The sequence below is a fragment of the Prosthecobacter sp. genome, from assembly GCF_044222345.1.
GTDB lineage: Bacteria > Verrucomicrobiota > Verrucomicrobiia > Verrucomicrobiales > Verrucomicrobiaceae > Prosthecobacter.
The window spans coordinates 38,467-57,308 of the sequence record NZ_JBGANL010000006.1; the positions used below are offsets into that span (position 1 = coordinate 38,467).

17 protein-coding genes are annotated in these 18,842 nt (G+C 59.3%); 14 read left to right on the forward strand and 3 right to left on the reverse strand.

What is annotated here, in order from left to right; all coding sequences use genetic code 11:
• Positions 1–21: 21 nt before the first annotated feature.
• From ACILSL_RS05380 to ACILSL_RS05390, 3 genes are read right to left on the reverse strand one after another with little or no spacing between them, the layout of a single operon-like run.
• Entirely contained in the window at positions 22–1,011 is a 990-nt protein-coding gene (locus tag ACILSL_RS05380; protein ID WP_395730978.1) for an aminoglycoside phosphotransferase family protein, read from the reverse strand.
• Between the two features lie 60 nt (positions 1,012–1,071).
• On the reverse strand, positions 1,072–1,992 hold the full coding sequence (locus tag ACILSL_RS05385; protein WP_395730979.1) for a sugar phosphate nucleotidyltransferase: 921 nt from the start codon (positions 1,990–1,992) through the stop codon (positions 1,072–1,074).
• A gap of 54 nt (positions 1,993–2,046) precedes the next feature.
• Positions 2,047–2,745 (reverse strand): hypothetical protein, encoded by a 699-nt coding sequence (locus ACILSL_RS05390; RefSeq protein WP_395730980.1) that lies wholly within the window; start codon positions 2,743–2,745, stop codon positions 2,047–2,049.
• A 191-nt stretch (positions 2,746–2,936) separates the two neighbouring features.
• Here ACILSL_RS05390 and ACILSL_RS05395 point away from each other — a divergent pair, with 191 nt between their 5' ends.
• From ACILSL_RS05395 to ACILSL_RS05460, 14 genes are all read left to right on the forward strand, one after another.
• Positions 2,937–3,191: a hypothetical protein gene (locus ACILSL_RS05395; protein ID WP_395730981.1), complete on the forward strand. Its 255-nt coding sequence runs from the start codon at positions 2,937–2,939 to the stop codon at positions 3,189–3,191.
• A gap of 202 nt (positions 3,192–3,393) precedes the next feature.
• Positions 3,394–3,570: a hypothetical protein gene (locus tag ACILSL_RS05400; protein WP_395730982.1), complete on the forward strand. Its 177-nt coding sequence runs from the start codon at positions 3,394–3,396 to the stop codon at positions 3,568–3,570.
• A 162-nt stretch (positions 3,571–3,732) separates the two neighbouring features.
• Positions 3,733–4,173 (forward strand): Rrf2 family transcriptional regulator, encoded by a 441-nt coding sequence (locus tag ACILSL_RS05405; protein WP_395730983.1) that lies wholly within the window; start codon positions 3,733–3,735, stop codon positions 4,171–4,173.
• Positions 4,174–4,193: 20 nt separating this feature from the next.
• Positions 4,194–5,543: a hypothetical protein gene (locus ACILSL_RS05410; protein WP_395730984.1), complete on the forward strand. Its 1,350-nt coding sequence runs from the start codon at positions 4,194–4,196 to the stop codon at positions 5,541–5,543.
• A 47-nt stretch (positions 5,544–5,590) separates the two neighbouring features.
• Positions 5,591–5,971, forward strand: coding sequence for a toxin-antitoxin system YwqK family antitoxin (locus tag ACILSL_RS05415; protein WP_395730985.1), 381 nt, complete (start codon positions 5,591–5,593; stop codon positions 5,969–5,971).
• A gap of 38 nt (positions 5,972–6,009) precedes the next feature.
• Positions 6,010–6,720 (forward strand): TrkA C-terminal domain-containing protein, encoded by a 711-nt coding sequence (locus ACILSL_RS05420; protein WP_395730986.1) that lies wholly within the window; start codon positions 6,010–6,012, stop codon positions 6,718–6,720.
• Positions 6,717–7,427, forward strand: coding sequence for an SDR family oxidoreductase (locus tag ACILSL_RS05425; protein WP_395730987.1), 711 nt, complete (start codon positions 6,717–6,719; stop codon positions 7,425–7,427). Before ACILSL_RS05420 ends, ACILSL_RS05425 begins: the two co-directional genes overlap by 4 nt.
• A 70-nt stretch (positions 7,428–7,497) precedes the next feature.
• Positions 7,498–8,265 carry a DUF1080 domain-containing protein gene (locus ACILSL_RS05430; protein WP_395730988.1) on the forward strand — a complete coding sequence of 256 codons (768 nt, stop codon included), beginning with the start codon at positions 7,498–7,500 and terminating at the stop codon, positions 8,263–8,265.
• 24 nt (positions 8,266–8,289) lie between these two features.
• On the forward strand, positions 8,290–9,594 hold the full coding sequence (locus ACILSL_RS05435) for a M20 family metallopeptidase (RefSeq protein WP_395730989.1): 1,305 nt from the start codon (positions 8,290–8,292) through the stop codon (positions 9,592–9,594).
• 32 nt (positions 9,595–9,626) lie between these two features.
• Positions 9,627–10,700, forward strand: a complete 1,074-nt coding sequence (locus ACILSL_RS05440) for a serine hydrolase domain-containing protein (protein WP_395730990.1) — start codon at positions 9,627–9,629, stop codon at positions 10,698–10,700.
• 85 nt (positions 10,701–10,785) lie between these two features.
• Positions 10,786–13,827, forward strand: coding sequence for a PSD1 and planctomycete cytochrome C domain-containing protein (locus tag ACILSL_RS05445; RefSeq protein ID WP_395730991.1), 3,042 nt, complete (start codon positions 10,786–10,788; stop codon positions 13,825–13,827).
• A 3-nt stretch (positions 13,828–13,830) separates the two neighbouring features.
• Positions 13,831–15,249: a DUF1501 domain-containing protein gene (locus ACILSL_RS05450; RefSeq protein ID WP_395730992.1), complete on the forward strand. Its 1,419-nt coding sequence runs from the start codon at positions 13,831–13,833 to the stop codon at positions 15,247–15,249.
• On the forward strand, positions 15,246–16,184 hold the full coding sequence (locus tag ACILSL_RS05455) for a DUF6807 family protein (RefSeq protein WP_395730993.1): 939 nt from the start codon (positions 15,246–15,248) through the stop codon (positions 16,182–16,184). The genes ACILSL_RS05450 and ACILSL_RS05455 overlap by 4 nt, the downstream gene beginning before the upstream one ends.
• Before the next feature lie 279 nt (positions 16,185–16,463).
• The gene (locus ACILSL_RS05460) at positions 16,464–18,842 is read left to right on the forward strand and encodes a c-type cytochrome (protein WP_395730994.1); all 2,379 of its coding nucleotides are present in this window, start codon (positions 16,464–16,466) and stop codon (positions 18,840–18,842) included.

Genomic DNA, 18,842 nt, shown 5'->3' on the forward strand with positions numbered 1-18,842 from the left:
GGTGAAAATCTGACCGGTAGTTCACAGCCCACCTGCAAAAAAAGTGCGCAGTTCATGCAGCCCCGGGCTTTCGGAGCAGACTTCGGCCAGATTTGCAACCGCAGCCGGAATGTGCTGCTCGTAATGCGGCTTGCCCAGGTTGCGGCTGAGATTGGCATACGCCCCGAGCGCCTGCATGAGCCGCTGGGCGGCGCAGAGGTAAAAAACTTCGCTCACGTCCTGGAGCGCCAGGCCGCGATGCCCGGCATAGTAGCTCAGCAGGCAGGCGCGCTCCGACTTCGTGAGGGTCACGTAGGGGTCGTAGAGCAACGAGGCGAGATCGTATTCGGCGCGGCCGAGGCGCAAGCCCTGGTAATCCACGAGCCATGCCTCCTCTCCGCGGATAAGCACATTCTGGCTTTGGAAATCCCGATGCACCAGGCAACGCGGCAGGCCGGCCAGGCGGCGGCGGAGCTGCCGGAGCGTCTCATGGGCGGCGTTATACTCGGCATTGGCGTATTCGCGCCCCAGATAGCCTCGCACAAAGTGCTCAAGGAAGTAGCCCTGCTCCCATTCGTAGAGCGCTTCGTCAAAGCCGGGCTCGAGTTCGTTGATGTCCACGGCTGCGAGGGTCTTTTCGCCCACGCCATGAAACTTGGCTGCCTCACGCAAGGTCGCCTGATACAAGGGCAAACGCCGTTCCCAGGGGTGGTCGTTGAAGGATTGCAGATCGATGCGGCCCAGATCTTCCAGCCAGACACAGAGGCGCTGCTCATCGAAGGCATACACTTGCGGTACATGCGCACCGATTTTCTTCAGCCGATAGGTGGCGGGGACGAATTTCGGATTATCACGACGCGCCAGGGTGTAAACCATGAGGATCATAGGCTCCCGCTCAGCCTGCCATTTGAGTCGGTAGAAGTGGCGGTCAGAGGCCCCCTTGAGTATTACCTCCACTTCACATGGCGTGGCGCTCAGTTCAGGGAACTGTTCGCGGGTGAAAATGAGCAAAGCCTCGTGTTCGGGGAGCATGACGGGAAAAATAGAATGACGAATGCGGACGCTGAATGTCCAACGCAAAGCAATAATCGCCTAAAAATCGACATCCTCAGCGCTCCCTGCCGCTATAATGCCGCTGCGGACGATGCAGCGCTTCAGATCAGCACCCGCTTTCACCCGCCCGCCAGGCCAGACGATGCTGTCTTCCAATTGCGCACCGGCTTCAATCACGGCTCCAGCACCGATGACATTGATGCCGCGCAGCACGGCCCCGGCTTCGATTTGCGCCGCTGGGTCGATCGCAGGACCATACATGCCGTTCAAAGCTGAATGCGCCGATAAATAGGCCGTTCGGCTGCCCAGATCCCACCAGCTTCCCTCATCAATCACGACGGCACCGAGTTTCGCCCCGGAGCGGATCATGTTGAGGAAGATGGGGATGACGGACTCGACCTTGCCGGGAGTGATCCAATCATGAATGGCCGGATCGCAGGCGTAAATACCGGTGAAGAGGTATTTTCCCTCGTCACCGGTGCCCAGTTTGTTGCGGATGTCGGTGACCAGACCGCGCTGGGAATCAAAAGCGATGTGCAACGAAGGCCCATGGCTGCGCAGCACCAGAGTGACGAGATTGCCCTTGGTTTGATGTTCATTAATCAGGGGCTTCAGCGGCAGGTCAGTCAGGATATCGCCATTGTAAACAAGGAAGGGCTCGTTTCCGAGCAGATCCCGCACATTGGCAATGCCGCCGGCGGTTTCGAGCCGCACCGGGCTTTCATTGCGGAACTGGATCGGCGTGCCCTTGTAACTTTGATCAGGAAAGGCCTCCGCATAAGCCTCCGGGATATGGTGCGTATTCACCACCAGACGCGACACGCCCGCCGCCATCAGGTGATCAAACGCATAGGTGATCAGCGGCCGGTGAAACACCGGCACCAGCGGCTTCGGAAGCTGCTCCGTCAACGGTTTCAGCCTCTCACCAATGCCTGCTCCCAATACAAATGCCTGTTTCACGCGCGGCATTTACGCGGACACGATGGCGGCGCAAACGGAAGTTGCCCGCAAGGATCAGGCAGTTCGCTTCTTTCGCAGCCAGGCGACGAGCCCGACAAGGCCTGCCACGGAAATCACCACGGGCAGAAAGTACCCACCTTGTGATCCAGTGCCGCACAGCGCGCACATCGGGTCCGCGCCATCCAGCGCAGCCGCAGCCTGCACGGAATCCGCCGTGATGGGCGGCGGTGCCTGGGTGCGCGGCGTGAAGGTTTTCAAATCCAGCACGTAGCTCGTTTCACCGGGAAAGAGGATTTGGTAGCGCTCCACTTTCTTGCCCAGGGCGGTGTTATGGTAGAGCACGCTCAGTGTTCCCGTCGGCAGGGCCTTGATCGAGTAGCCCGTGCTGCCAGCAGGAAGCTTGGTGCGCCAGGTGCCGGTGAGCATGACGGGGTCTTCTGGCAGTTTCAGCGGCGCATTTTCTGCGGCGGTAAACTCCCAGGCAAGATCAGGCTTTATCTCCACCACGGGATCGAGAACGACCTCGACCACCTTTTTCACATACTCACGGGCCTGAGCCTTGAGTTTTTCCTGCTGTTCCGCCGGGGTGACCGCCAGATCGGCATTGGTAAGGTAGGGGGCCACATTGGGATCAGGCTGGAAACTGCGCGGATCTATTTCCACTTGGATCATCCAGTCCCCGTTTTGCTCAAAATGCGCCCTGACCGCCACATCTGGCAGCGGATGCGCCAGGCAAGGGGCTATAAACGCCATAAAAGAGAGAGCGCAGAGGCTGATTGCCAAGTTCTTCATCCCACCAGCGTGGCACAAGCCGGGGCCTTGTGACGAGCTTTTTTCAAAAACCCCACATTTTTTGATTGTCAGGGGAGGCAGCTTTCGTTTTGAATAGGTGCAAATCCGCTCGGTCACTTCCTGACGGAAAGCTAACCACACTCAAACTCAACATGAAATCCATCCTCACCACCCTCGCCGTCCTCGGTCTCTCTGTGTCTGCATTCGCAGGCTGCGGCAAAACCGAAACCACCAGCGGCAAGCTCAAGTCCGTTAACGCTGACTCCAAGTCCATCGTGATCGACGCTGGCGGCAAAGACGTCACGCTCACCCTGACCGCTGCCGTCACCGGGGCTGACAAGCTCGTCGGCAAGAAAGTGACCGCCGTCAGCTCCCACAAGAAAGTGGAATCCCTCAAGGAAGGCTGATTTCCAGTGAGGTGATTCATTCGCCTTTTGAAGCCCGGAAGAGTCCCTTCCGGGCTTTTTCATGCCTGTGAACAGGCCAAGATCTCTGCGAATTTTCAATTATTCTTGAGATTGCATGAAATAACTCGTTTTATTCCCGCTCTTAATGCTGCTCAGAGGTCATCTGGCCTTTGACAGCCACAAGACATACACACCACACACTATGAAATCACTTCTCACTCTTGCCCTCGTCTCCTCCGGCCTCCTGCTGAGCAGCTGCGCCAATGGCCATTGCGTCTTCGCCAAGAAGAAAGAAAACTGCTCCTCCTGCTGCACTCCTGCCGCCAAGAAAAGCACCGCTGCATGCTGCGCCAGCCACACTCCCGCAAAGAAGAAGTAATTTTTCTCAGATCGGATCTCAAAGCCCGGAGGCTCAACCTCCGGGCTTTTTTTTGTGATCGTGTCAGGCCAATTTTGTCCACTATTGCGCATCTCTTGTCGCAGTTTGTTTAAACATGCATGCCATATGCAAGTTTAACCCCGTGTGCTCGTAAATCGAGGCATGCGACTCAGCCTTTTCTCAGATTACTCCCTGCGCGTGCTCATGTTTGCCGCGCTCAAGGGGGAAACCTTTTCCCTCAGCGAAGCCGCTGAAGCTTATGACATCTCGCGGCACCATCTGGTGAAGGTCGTGAACTTCCTTGCGAAGCTCGGCTACCTCGAAACCCGCCGTGGCAGAGGCGGTGGCATCGTTCTGGGCATGCCGCCGGAGGACATCCGCATCGGCATGGTCGTTCGCCGCACGGAGGACACACCTTTCATCGTCGAGTGTTTCGACAAACAGCACAACACCTGTGCAATCAATGGCTCCTGCCGTCTCAAGGGAGCTCTCGCTCAGGCTGTGAACGCCTTTTACGAAACGCTCGACCGCTACACGCTGCGCGACCTCGTCACTGGCCCCGCAGGCAAAGACATTAAAGCAAGACTGCTGCCGCAGCAGTGACAAATCTTCAATCAGCCGCCATGACCACCCCTGCCTCCAAGTCTCCAACGCAGCGCTCATCCTTCTTGCGGCTGAGCCTGGCCATTCTGGCTTCATCAATCCTCACGATCCACGCCGAGGATGAATATGAAAACGCCCCCATCCGCTATTCTGACACCACGCCCAACGACGCTGCTCAGCAGCTCGAAAGCCTGATGGCCGCTGGCAAAGTCAAAATCGACCGCACCGATGCCTGGACCGTTTTGCGCGATGTGATGAAGCAGTTCGACATCCCGCAGGAGTCGCAGGTCATGGTCTTCTCCAAGACCAGCAAGCAGAACGACCGCATCAGCCCGCAGACACCACGCGTGGTTTATTTCGGTGACAACGCCTACGTCGGTTACTGTCTCGGTGGCTCGATCGAGGTTGCCACCATTGATCCGAAGCTCGGCCCCATTTTTTACCTGCTCGATCCTTATGAAGTGCCCGCCAAACCTTTGCACTTTCAGCGCGACAACAGCTGCCTGAGCTGCCACGGTGGTCCCTTCACGCCAGAGGTGCCGGGCGTCATTGTGCGCTCCGTCTATCCCGGCCCTGAAGGCCATCCCATCATGAGCCAGGGCAGCACTGTCGTAGATACGACGACACCGTTCACCGACCGTTGGGGCGGCTGGTACGTCACCGGCAGGCACGGCAGCGTCCTGCATCGCGGCAATGTCACAGCCACCGAGAAAAACGATCAGACCATCGACATCGACTTCAAAGCCGGCGCCAATATCACCGACCTCGCCAAATTCTTCGACGTCACCCCCTACAAGCGCAAGCAGAGCGACATCGTCGCCCTCATGGTGCTGGAGCATCAGACCAGCGTGCAAAACATCCTCACCAAGGCGAACCACGCCGCCCTGCGTGCCATGCACATGCAGACGAGTCTTCAACGCGAACTGGGCGAAGCCATCATGAGCGAACCCACCGGCACGGCACGCCGAATCATTGACCATGCCGCCGAGGACGTCGTCGAAGCCCTGCTCTTCAAAGACGAAGCCGCACTGCCCGAAGGCGGCATCGAAGGAGATCCCGCCTTCCAGACCGCCTTCACCAAACGCGCCCCGCAGAGCAGCGACGGCCGCAGCCTGAAGGATTTTCAGCTCCTGCACCGCCTCTTCAAGTATCGCTGCAGCTACATGGTCTATTCCCTCACCTTCCAGCACCTCACCGCCCCGCTGAAGCAAACCATCCTGACCCGCCTTTGGAACATCCTTGATGGCAAGGACACCTCCGGCCACTTCGACTACCTCACCACCACCGAACGCGGCCATATCCGCCGCATCCTCGCAGAGACACTGCCCGGAGTGCCGGCGGAGTGGAAAAAGGCGCTGGCCGCAAAGTGAGCAGAGCTGCGAGTTGAAAACCCGCGCTTCATCTTCAACCTGCGCGTATGAAACAGCTCCTCACCTTCCTGCTCTGCGCGCTCTGCCTGACCTCCTGTGGAGAAAGACAGCCAGCCGAAGTCGGCTTCGGTGACAAAGAAGTCGAAATGCTCAACGATGGCAAAGAGGCGAACTACAAGGGCAAGCCCTACACCGGCCTCATCCGCAACAAACATTCCAACGGCAAGACCGCCGGCGAATACCCCTACATTAACGGCAAGATGCACGGCGTGATGAAGGAATGGTGGGAAAACGGCCAGCAGTCCGCCGAAACCAACTTTGACCACGGCCAGCGTCACGGCCTCAACCGCTACTGGGACATGAAGGGCAAACAGACCAAGGAACAGATCTACGACCACGACAAATCCATCAGCGAGAAGCACCTCTGAACCTGGAACTTTAAACCTGAAACTTTAAACTCAAGTTCGTGGTCGCTCCCGTCATCGCACTGCTCGTCATAGCCCTCGTCTCACTGCTGGTGGTACGAGTGGGTTCGACGGCGCTGATGATGACCGGCATCAGCTGGGACACGGCCAGCTTTCAGGCATACTCCGCGTTTTTCGGTGTCGGATTCACCACCAAAGAAGCGGAACTCGTCGTGAATCATCCAGTGCGCCGCCGCATCATCCGCGATCTCATTCTTGCCGGGAATGTCGGTCTCACCTCCGCACTTGCCACCTTGATTGTCACCCTGCTGCAAAGCAGTTCCGGCGGCGACACCATGCTCATGCTCGGCTGGCTCATTGGAGGGCTCATGCTGATGCTTTTCATCAGCCGCCTCACCTGGTTTCAAAAGGTGCTCGATCATCTCATCCAGCACACGCTTGAGCGCACCGGCATGGTGCATGCGCTGGATTACGAACTGCTGCTGCGCATCCAGCACGGCTATGTCGTTTCCGAGATTGAGGTGCCGCCGGGAACCTACCTCGCGGGCCGCACTCTTCGTGAGTCACGTCCCTGGGATCGAGGCGTCGTAATCCTCGCCATCAAACGCGATGGCCTCACCCATTCCGGCATTCCTGCCCGGGACGATATGATCCTGCCAGGCGATGTACTCACCGCCTACGGCAAGGAAACCGCCATCCAGGCCATGACCCAACCCTTGGAACAGCAAGGAACCAAGAACAAAGCACCATGAACCTCACCAACCAAGTCTGCGTCGTCACCGGCGGTGCCAAAGGCATCGGTCTCGCCACAGCTCAAGCCCTGCTCGCGCGCGGTGCGCGTGTGGCGCTGCTCGATCTCGAAAACGTCGCGATCGATCATCCGCATGCCCTCTCGATCCGCTGCGATGTCTCGAGCGCCGCTATGGTGCAGTCAGCCGTCGATCAAATCACCGAACAACTCGGTCCCATCGACGTCTGGGTGAACAACGCCGGTCTGGCGCGCCATCGCTGGATTCCAGACTACACTGAAGAGGAGATCGACCTCATGCTCGCGGTAAATCTCAAAGGCACCATTCTCGGCTCCCAGGCCGCCTTAAAAGCCATGATCCCGCACAAGCGCGGCCACATCATCAATGTCATCTCCACCGCCAGCCTGCGCGGCATTCCGAGTGAGACGGTTTACTGCGCCGCGAAGTGGGGCGTGCGCGGCTTTACCCAAGGTCTGGCCGAGGAGGCCGCCGCGCATCGTATCCGCGTCACCGCCATCCTGCCCGGCGGTGTGGACACCGCCTTCTGGGACGACGCCTCGCAGCGTCAGGCACCGAAGCAGCTTTTTCTCAAACCCGAGCACATCGCCGATGGCATCGTGAGCTGCATCGAGATGGATGACTTCTGCGTTGCGCGTGAGCTTGTGCTGCGCTCGCTGGATGACAGCGATTTTTCGGTGAAGCCGGCTTGATCACTGCACACCTTTTTTCAAGGAAAGGCGTTCTGCGTGCGATTTAGGTTCTGAACCTTTTAGAATGCCCATGGACACACTCATTTATTCGCAGGCCACCCGACGTGATTTCATCAAGACTGCGGCCTGCGGTGCGCTGGGCGGTGTGGTCGGGTGCTTCAGCAGCCATGCCGCGCAAAACGAGCCGGTCCCAGAAGGTTTCACCGCGCTCTTCAATGGGCAGACATGGGCAAACTGGCAGCATGACCCGCATCTCGATGGCGTCTGGGAGATTGTGGACGGCACCATCCGCCTGCGCACCGACGAACCGCCACGCGTTCGCGGCAAAGACTACAACCTCTCCACTACGCGGAAGTTCAAAGACTTCAGCCTGATGATCGACTGGCGGCTCACCGGCAAACCCCATGTAAAGCCGCATCAGTGGCTCACCGACGATGGCCAGTTTCACACCGATGCTGCCGGCAAGGTCATCATGAAGGACAACCTGACCTGGGGTGACAGCGGCGTGTATCTGCGTGGCGTGCGAGCGGCACAGGTAAACATCTGGTGCCAGCCCTGCGGCAGCGGCGAGGTGGGCACGAAGTTCAAGGATACGACGGCGACCAGGGGAGAGCGGATGAAGACCATGCCCAGTGTCCGCGCCGACAAAGGGCCGGGCGAATGGAACCGCTTCATCATCACACTGCGCGGGGATCGTGTCGATGTATCACTCAATGGCAAAGATGTGATCCAGGGTGCGCGTGTGAAGGACATCCCGGCCGAAGGCCCGATCACCCTGCAGAACCACAAGGACGCGGTGGAATTCCGCCACATCTTCATCAAGGAACTGGAGCACTGAATTTCGACACCACCGCCCTCCCCCATGAATCCGCTCGTATTCGTCACCCTCCTCACCGCCAGCCTGCACGCGGCGGACAGCCTCGACACCTTCATCATGGAACAACGGCCCTCGTTGATCCAGCTCTACGAGCACCTGCATGCACATCCCGAGCTTTCATTTCATGAGGAGAAAACCAGCGCCCGCATGGCGGAGGAAATACGAAAGACGGGCTTTGAGGTGACTGAAAAGGTCGGGGGATTTGGCGTGGTGGCCGTGTTGAAAAACGGGCCCGGGCGAACAGTGCTGGTGCGCACGGATCTGGACGGACTGCCCGTGCGCGAGATCGGCTCCGTGCCTTATGCCAGCAAAACAACTACCAAGGATGACGCGGGCAACGAGGTCTCCGTCATGCACGCCTGCGGACACGACATGCACATGACATGCTGGATCGGCGCGGCGCGGGCGCTCGCAGCTTCGAAAGATCAATGGAAAGGCACGCTCGTCTTCATCGCACAACCTGCGGAAGAGCGCGGCATGGGTGCGCTGGCGATGATCAAAGACGGCCTGTTTCAACGCTTTCCCAAGCCCGATGTCTGCCTGGCACTGCATTGCGATTCAAGTCTCGCCACCGGCACCGTTGGGTTCACCAGCGGTCCGGCCACGGCGAGCACCGACACCGTGGACATTGTTGTGAAAGGCATCGGCGGTCACGGTGCGATGCCGAACATGACCAAAGACCCCATCGTGCTCGCCTCGCAGATCGTGCTGGCTTTGCAAACGATCGACAGCCGAGAATTGCATCCGGTGGAGCCGGTCGTGGTCACGGTGGGCAAGTTCAACGGCGGCACCAAGCACAACATCATCCCCGACAAGGTCGAACTCGGCCTCACCGTGCGCACCACAAGCCCCGAGGCACGCGAACAGGTGCTGGATGCGATCAAGCGCATCTGCCGAGGTCTTGGCATCGCCGCCGGACTGCCGGAAAATCTGCTCCCGGAAATCTCGCTGGTGGGCCCCGGTACTCCTACCGTGAACAATGATCCTGCACTCACCACACGCGTCACCCAGGTCTGGGCGGATGCCTTTGGCAAGAACAGCATCGTCGAACACAAGCCCACGATGGCTGGTGAGGATTTCTCCCGCTACACAATGACGCCCGAGAAGATCCCCGTCTTCCTCGCCTGGCTAGGCACCGTCGCACCCGAAAAAATAGAGCAGGCGAAAGCAAGCGGAACCATCCTGCCCAGTCTGCATTCGCCGTTTTATCGCCCCGAACCGGCACCCTCGATCACCTTCGGCATCAAGGCGATGACTCTCGCGGTGATGAACGAACTCAAGCGAGACTGAATCAAATCCCACCTGCAATGCACCGCCGCTCCATGATGACCCTGCTCGCCAGCCTCGCGGCGACGAAAAGCCACAGCGCCCCCTCTGACCGCATGCAAACCGCCACCCATATCCTTCAGCAGCAGGTCGATGCAGGCATGCTCGAGTCCGCCGTGCTGCATGTGAGGAAAGGCAAGGACACCTTTCAGCAAGCCTTTGGCAAAGCAGGGAATGCAGACGCTATTTTCCTGCTCGCCTCGATCACAAAGACGATGACAGCCACCGGTGTGATGGTTCTGGCAGATCGTGGCGAACTGCGGCTCAGCGATCCTGTGGTGAAATACATCCCCGAGTTTTCGGAAGGCGCGCGCAAGCAGATCACCCTGGAGCAACTGCTCACGCATACGTCTGGTTTGCCGGATCAGTTGGAGAACAATGCCGCGCTGCGTTCCAAGCATGCGCCGCTGACCGACTTCGTCCAGGGTACCATCCGCACGCCGCTGCTCTTTGCGCCGGGAACGAAGTATCACTATCAAAGCATGGGCATCCTGCTTGCGGCGGAGGTTGTGGAGCGGATCACCAAGACGCCGTTGCCGGATTTTCTGGCGAAGGAGGCTTTCACGCCGTTGGGCATGACGCGCAGCGCATTGGGGCTTGGCCACTTCAAACTAGAGGAAACCGTCCGCTGCCAGACCGAGCATGCCGCGCCCGAATCTGGCGCAGGCGATCCGAAGGCCGCCACCTGGGACTGGAACAGCCCATACTGGCGCAATCTTGCCGCGCCGTGGGGTGGCGCGCATGGTTCCGCTGGGGATGTGGCGCGTTTTCTTGATTCGTTCATGCCTCCGACTGGCAAAATTTTGCGAGCAGAGACTGTTCGCCTGATGCTGCGAAACCACACGCCGGGACTCGAAGCCAGTCGCGGCATCGGCTTCATGGTCGGCTCCGCAGGATTCGGCCAAGGGTGCTCGGAACAAAGCTTTGGCCACAGCGGTTCGACAGGCACGCTCGCCTGGGCCGATCCCGCAACGGATACAACCTGTGTCATCCTCACTTCCCTGCCCTCGCGCGTTTCAGCCCAGACGATTTTGCATCCGGTTTCAGATGTGGTGTCGGCAGCCGTCTGAAACTTGGCCTTCGTCACCGGATTTCACATGCCCGAAGTGGGAATATGCCATGCTTTGGCTCCGTTCATTAGATCCACCCTCGTTTATGACCAAACCTACCTGCTTTCTTCTGCTTGCCACGCTCGGGCTCCACGCCGCCGAGCCGCCGGTTCCGGCCAAGATCGAGTTCAATCGCGATGTGCAGCCGATCCTGTCGGACAACTGCTTCTACTGCCATGGCAACGACCCCAAGCATCGGGAGGCTGACCTGAGGCTCGACATTCGGGATGAGGCCGTGAAGGCGGAGGCCTTCATACCAGGCAAAGCCGCAAAGAGCGAACTTGTCTCGCGCATCCTCACCACTGACGAGGACGACCTCATGCCACCGCCGGATTCGCACAAGAAGCTGACGCAGCGGCAGAAGGAGATTTTGAAAAAATGGATCGATCAGGGCGCGGTCTATCAGCAGCACTGGTCCTATGAGAAGCCGGTGAAAGCCGCGATCCCGGCGGGCAAGAATGGGGTGGATGTGCTGGTGCAGCAGCGTCTCGCGCAGATCGGCCTCAAGCCTTCCCCTCTGGCCGATGCGCGAACATTGATCCGCAGGCTTTACCTGGACCTGATCGGCCTGCCTCCCAAGCCGGAAGAAGTGGCCGCCTTTGAGAAGGACGCCTCTCCCGCTGCTTATGCAAAGCTCGTCGAGAGTCTGCTCCAAAACCCGCACTACGGCGAGCGCATGGCCATCGGCTGGCTCGATGTGGTGCGCTTTGCCGACACCATCGGCTACCACAGCGACAATCCGCACAACGTGTGGCCTTACCGCGACTACGTCATCCAGTCCTTCAACAGCAACAAACACTTCGACCGCTTCACTCTCGAACAAATTGCCGGCGACCTTTTGCCCGACGCCAATCAGGAAACACGCGTCGGCTCCGCCTTCAACCGGCTGCTTCTTTCCACCGAGGAAGGTGGAGCGCAGGCCAAGGACTATGAGCAGCGCATGCTCACTGATCGCGTCCGCGCCGTCGGCAATGCCTGGATCGGTCAGACCACCGGCTGCTGCCAGTGCCACGATCACAAGTTCGATCCCTGGACTCAGCGCGACTTCTATTCGCTGGGCGCATTCTTTGCCGACATCAAGGAGCCGATTCTCGGCCGCCGTGAACCCGGCATGCTGGTGCTCGATGCGCAGGCACAGAAGCGACAGGCAGACATCGCGCAGCGTCTTGCCGCCTTGCAGGCTGAATTTGCCAAACCTCGACCCGATCTCGCCCCGGCTCAGGTCGCATGGGAAAAGCAGGCGCTGGAAGCCGTGACAACCAGCGGCATGTGGCGGCCATTGAAGCAAATCACTGCCGCATCCGCCAAGAAAAACGTCGCACTCAAGGCCGACAAAGAAGGCGTGGTACGCGCCACCATCGACGCCAAACGCAACGAGCGGAAGCAGAACGACGGGACGGAAACCTACACGCTGAACACCAAACTGCCGCCGGGCACCACCGGCATCCGCATTGAGGCGCTCAAAGAAAAGCTGCCGGGCATCGGCCTCGCCTCGAATGGCAACTTCGTTCTCAGTGAGGTCACTCTCACCACAGGTGGAAAGAGCAAGCTTCCCATCGCTTTTGCCAGCGCCACCTTTGAGCAAAAAACCTTCCCCGCCGCCGCAGTAATTGACGGCATCGCGAACAAGAAAGAAAATGGTTGGGGCGTTCTGGGCGCCACCGGTGCTGATCAGTCGCTCTACCTCGAACTCGCCACGCCTCTCACCGAAGCCAATGCCGCTGTGACCTTGACGCTCACCTTTGGCTGGGGTGAAAATCATGAGATCGCCAATCTGCGCCTCAGCAGCACCAGCGCACCCAAGCCCATCCGCGCACCCGGCACTTCCCTGCCCGCCGCAGAGATCGCAAACATCCTCAAAACAGCGCCGGAAAAGCGTAACCCCGAGCAAAAGCAGAAACTCACCGCCGCCTACAAGCAGATCGCCCCCGAACTCAACGACCTTCGCGCCAAGATCGCCACCGTCGAAAAGGAAAAGGCCGATTTCGAAAACGCAGCGCCCAAGTGCATCGTTTCCATCAGCGACACCAATAAGCGCACCGTTCGCATCCTGCCACGTGGCAACTGGATGGACGAAAGTGGCGAAGTCGTGAAGGCCGCCCTTCCCGGCTATCTTCCCAAACCGAAAATCGAAGGCCGTGATCTCACCCGCCTCGACCTCGCCCAGTGGCTCGTTTCCAAGGACAATCCGCTCACCGCCCGCACGGTGATGAACCGCCTGTGGAAGCAGTTCTTCGGCACCGGCTTGAGCAAGGTGCTCGATGATCTCGGCGCGCAGGGCGAACCGCCGGTGAATCCCGCGCTGCTCGACTGGCTGGCCTGTGAATTCATGGACAGCGGCTGGGACATGCAGCACATGATTCGTGTCATCGTGAGCAGTGCGACATATCAGCAAGTCTCCACCTCCACCAAGCAGCTGACCGCCGCCGATCCCTACAACCGTGAATGTGCCCGCCAGAGCCCCTTCCGCCTGGATGCCGAACTCGTGCGCGACAACGCGCTCACCATCTCCGGCCTGCTCGTTCCTAAAATCGGCGGCCCGAGTGTGAAGCCCTACCAGCCCGCCAAATACTGGGAAAATTTGAACTTCCCTACCCGCGAATGGCAGAACGACAGCGGCGAAGGCCTGTATCGACGCGGCCTCTACACTTGGTGGCAGCGCAGCTTCACACACCCGTCCATGCTCGCCTTCGACGCGCCGAGTCGTGAGGAATGCGTGGCCGAGCGCAACCGCTCCAATATCCCGCAGCAGGCCCTCGTTCTTTTGAATGATCCGACCTATGTCGAAGCCGCCCGCGTCTTTGCCGCACGCATGCTGACAGAATGCAGCGGCGACGCCAGCCAGCGTATCACCTGGGCCGTCCAGCAGGCCTTGCAGCGCAAACCGAGCGCTGAAGAACTCAAGACGCTTTCCGCCTTGTTCACCCAACAGCTCGCCGATTACCAAAAGGAACCCGCTGCTGCGGCAGCACTGCTCAAAACAGGTGCCGCGCCTGTCGCGCCCAGTTTGAACGCGAGCGAACTCGCCGCATGGACGCATGTAGCCCGCGTGCTGCTGAACCTGCACGAAACCATTACGAGGAGCTGAGCCATGCACTCGATCTCCGCTCAAACCCGCCGCGCCTTCCTCGGTCGCACCACGCAAGGACTCGGCAGCGTGGCGTTGGCTTCACTCCTGCAGCCCGGTCTCCTGCAGGCCGCATCTCGCGGCGTGCTCGGTCATTTGCCTTTTCCTCAAAAAGCCAGGCGCGTCATCTGGCTCACCATGGCCGGTGGCCCTTCGCAGTTGGAACTCTTCGACCACAAGCCGAAGCTCGCTGAAATGGACGGCAAGCCGATGCCGGAGTCGTTCACCAAAGGGCAGCAGCTTGCACAGCTTCAAGGGCAGAAGCTGGTGTGCAAAGGACCGATGTTCCGCTTTCAAAAGTATGGAAAATGCCAGACGGAACTGTCTGAACTGCTGCCGCACATCGGTGGAGTCGCGGATGACATCTGTCTCGTGCGCTCGATGACCACGGACGCCATCAATCACGACCCGGCGCACATGTTCATGAACACCGGTTCACAGATCGCCGGGCGCCCCAGCATGGGATCATGGGTCACCTACGGTCTCGGCAGCGAGGCGGAGGATCTTCCAGGTTTCGTCGTGATGATGTCCACCGGCAAAGGCCGCAATCCGCAACCCATCGCTGCCCGGCAGTGGAACAGCGGTTTCCTGCCCTCCAAGTATCAGGGGGTGCAACTGCGCTCGCTCGGCGACCCCGTGCTCTACCTCACCAGCCCGAACGGCGTCACACGTGAGCGGCAGGGCCGCGATTTCGCCGCCATCAATGCGATCAACAAACAGCATGCCGCGCTCTGCGATGATCCCGAAATCGCCACCCGCATTGCCCAATATGAAATGGCATTCCAAATGCAGGCCAGCGTGCCCGAGCTGATGGACATCCGTGGCGAGGGTGCCAAAACACTCGAGCTCTACGGCTGCCAGCCAGGTGACGGATCATTCGCCTCGAACTGCCTGCTCGCCCGTCGTCTCGCCGAGCGCGGCACACGCTTCATCCAGCTCTATCATCGTGACTGGGACCACCACAGCCTGCTGAAGGAAGAGCTGCCGCTGCGTGCCAAAGAAGTGGACCAGGCCTGCGCGGCATTGATCAAGGATCTCAAGCAGCGCGGCATGTTTGATGACACGCTCATTGTCTTCAGCGGCGAATTCGGCCGCACACCCATGGCGCAAGGAAACAAAGGCCCCATCGGCCGCGATCATCACAACAAAGCCATGTCCATGTGGCTCGCGGGAGCAGGCGTCCAGCGCGGCATCACCTACGGCAGCACCGATGACCTCGGCTACGCCGCGCAGGAAAACGTCACCACCGTGCACGATCTCCACGCCACGATGCTCCATCAGCTCGGCATTCAGCACGACGCTTTCAGCTTCAAATTCCAAGGCCTCGACGCCAGGCTCTCCGGCGTCGAAGGAGCCAAGGTCATCAAACAGATCCTCGCATGAAACCCACCGCTCTCATCCTTCTCGCTCTTGCACTCAACGCGACCGCCTTCGACATCACGGTCGAGGAAAAAAATCGCGTCGATGTCTCAAATGGCGGCAAAGTTGTCGCCCGGCTCATGATGGCAAATGATCTGAGCACGCCCGAGAAACATCACGAAACCTACAAGCCCTACCTGCACGTCTTTGATGCCAGCGGAGCCACCCGCCTCACCAAAGGTCCTGGCTTCAATTTCACCCATCACCGTGGCATCTTCCTGGGCTTCAGCAAGATCAGCTACGGTGGTAAATCCTACGACCGCTGGCACATGAAAGGTGGTGATCAGGTCGTGACGAAAATCACGCCCGGCGATTCCAGCTTCACGGCCTCCATCAACTGGCAAGGCGACACGTCAGAGCCGTTTCTCACCGAAGAGCGCCGCTTAACCTTCACCACGCCCGCGAAACCCTTTTATCTCGGCATCGACATGACCAGCGCCATCAAGACCGTATCAGGCGAAGCGGAAATGAGTGGCGATCCCGAACACGCCGGCGCGCAATTCCGTCCTTCCGAGCTGGTGGATATCAAAACGACGACCTACATCTTCCCAGGCGAGAACATTGACGCGCACAAAGCCAAAGACCTGCCATGGGCAGCCGAGGTCTTCACCGTAGAGGGCAAAACCTTCACCGTCGTGATTCTCAATCATCCCGACAACCCGAAGGACACCGCCACCTCCGCCTATCGCGACTACGGCCGCTTTGGCATGTTCCCAAAAGGCAAGGCCACTGCGGAAGCTCCCTTCAAGCTGCATTACCAATGGCTCGTCGCCGAAGGTGATGTGCGCGATGCCTCCGTGTTTCAGCAGGCATGGAATGCCTTCGCAGGAAAGAACGAGCCCGTGCCAGTGCTCACCATCAAAGGCTCTGAGCAGCCGAAGCCGAAGAAGGAGAAATGAGGCGAAAACCACGACGTCAGAAATACCAACTTTAGTCATCGAGCGATTAGGATTTCGCCCGGCATATGGTTTGGTGATCGCCCCCCCTCAAAACCAAAAAACCGCACCTCAATGCCTCCCCAAAGGTTTCCCTCATTCATCCTGCGTTCGTCGCTGTTTATCCTGGCATCGTCGTTCCTGCCTTCTGCACAGGCTGTTCATCAAAAAAACGCCGGGCCAGAAAAAGTTGAGCTAAAGTTCAAGCTGCCGCCCCCTGCCCCCCTGTCGTGGGAGGAGGAATTGAAGACCTTCAAGGTCGAAAAAGGTTTCCACATCGAACTCGTCGCCAGCGAACCAATGATCGAATCGCCGGTGGCGATGAGCTTTGATGACCAGGGGCGGCTCTACGTCGTCGAAATGCGCGGCTACATGCATGACCTTGAAGGAGGAGGCGAAAAAGACCCCACCGGTCGTGTCTCACTGCTCGAAGACACCGATGGCGATGGCCGCATGGACAAAGCAACGCCGTTTCTCGACAACCTCGTCATGCCACGCGCCGTGCTGGCCGTGAATGGCGGAGCCTTGATCGCCGTGCCTCCAAATCTGTATTTCTGCAAAGACACCGACGGCGATGGCAAAGCCGATGTCAAAGATGTCGTTGCAAGCGACTACGGCACCCTCGGCGGCCAGCCAGAGCACATGGCCAACACCCCCATCTGGGCCATGGACAATGCCATCTGGAGCGCGGGATATACCACCCGCTTCAAACTTCGCATCGGCGTCTGGCAGAAAGATACCGGTCTCGGCCGCGGTCAGTGGGGCCTGTGCCAGGACGACTTCGGCCGGCTCTACTTCAACTACAACTCCGACATGCTCCGCGCCGATCTCCTGCCCACGGAGGCCTTCACGCGCAACCCACTGCTGCGCAACGCGACGAGCATCAATGCCAAAGTAGCAACCGATCAGACGCTCTACCCTTCCCATCCCACACCCGGCGTGAATCGGGGTTACGAGGCAAAGTCACTCCGCGCAGATGGCACCCTGCCCAAACCGACTGGCACCTGTGGCGCACTGATCTATCGCGGTGATGTTTTTCCCGCCGCCTATCGTGGCAACGCCTTCGTGCCTGAGCCATGTGCTAATCTGGTGAAGCGCTTCACGATGAGCGAAACGGACGGCATCGTGAAAGCCACCAACACGGCCAAGACCACCGAATTCCTCACCTCCACCGACGAGCGTTTCCGCCCCGTACAAGCCGCCAATGGCCCTGATGGCTCGCTTTACCTCGTGGACATGTATCGCGGCATCATCCAGCACCAGAGCTTCCTGACTCACTACCTCATAGCGAACATTAAGGATCGCAAACTGGAGACGCCGTTCAATCAGGGCCGCATCTGGCGCATCGTACCGGACGCTAAGACACGTCCGCAGCCGGTGAAAGTGAGCAAAGATGTGGCCCTGCTCAGCCATGCCAATGGCTGGGTGCGTGACACAGCACAGCGCCTCATCGTCGAGTCTGGCGATGCCACCACAGTGCCTGCACTGAAGGAAATGCTCATCAACAAATCAGCACTCGCTCGTCTTCATGCGCTGTGGACGCTCGACGGTCTTGCCGCCCTCACTCCCGATCTGCTGCGCGCCGCATTGGCCGACAAAGACGCCCAGGTACGTGCCGCAGCCGTGCGCATTGCTTCGCGTGATCTCGCTCCGGATTTGATCGCACTGACTGCGGAAAAAGACGCGCTCGTCCTCGCCCATCTCGCCATCAAGCTTACTTCCTTCAATCTGCCTGATGCCGATGCCGCCGTGGCCAGGCTCCTCGCGAGCCATGGCAGGAAGCCTCTGATTCTCGAAGGTGCTTTGACCGGCATGCGCGGCAGGGAGGCGGCCTTTGCCAAGCTCATGGCCGGCCAGTTCACCAAAGACAACAGCGCACAGATCATTCCCGTGATGGAGGCCCTCGGCTCGCTCCTGGCTCAGGCTGGCAAGGCAGGACCGTTTGAAGACATGCTCGAACTCGCCGCCGCACAGCCTCAGAGTATCGCGATGCAAATGGCCATCATCAAAGGACTCGCCAGCAATGGCGGTGACCCCAAATCCAAAACACCCGCCAAGCTGCTCTGGCTCGACGCCGAACCTGCATCCTTGAAATCCCTCAAGTCAGCCATGAGCGACAAGGCGGGAGCCAAACTGTTTGCAAACGTGGAAGCACGCCTCGCGTGGCCTGGCAAACCTGGCGCTCCACCTCCGCCCAAAATCGTGCCTCTGAACGAAGCGCAGACCGCCTTGTTTGAGAAAGGCAAAACCGTCTACGCCACCCTCTGCGCCGCCTGCCATCAGCCGCATGGCTTCGGGCTTGATGGTCTCGCGCCACCACTGGTGGACAGCGAATGGGTGCTCGGCAAGCCAGAGATTCTCACCCGCATCGTCCTCCACGGACTCGCCGGCCCGGTGAAAGTGGGTGGGCGCAGTTTCAACCTCGCCATGCCCCCGCTGCCACAGCTCACCGACGAGGACATTGCCGGCGTGCTGACCTACATCCGCCGTGAATGGGAGCACAATGGCTCCCCAGTCGAAATCAAAGCCGTCACCACCCTGCGTGATCAAAACAAAGACCGCATGGCGATGTGGACAGAGGAAGAATTGAAAAATCTTGGCAAGAAACCGAGTTCCAAATAA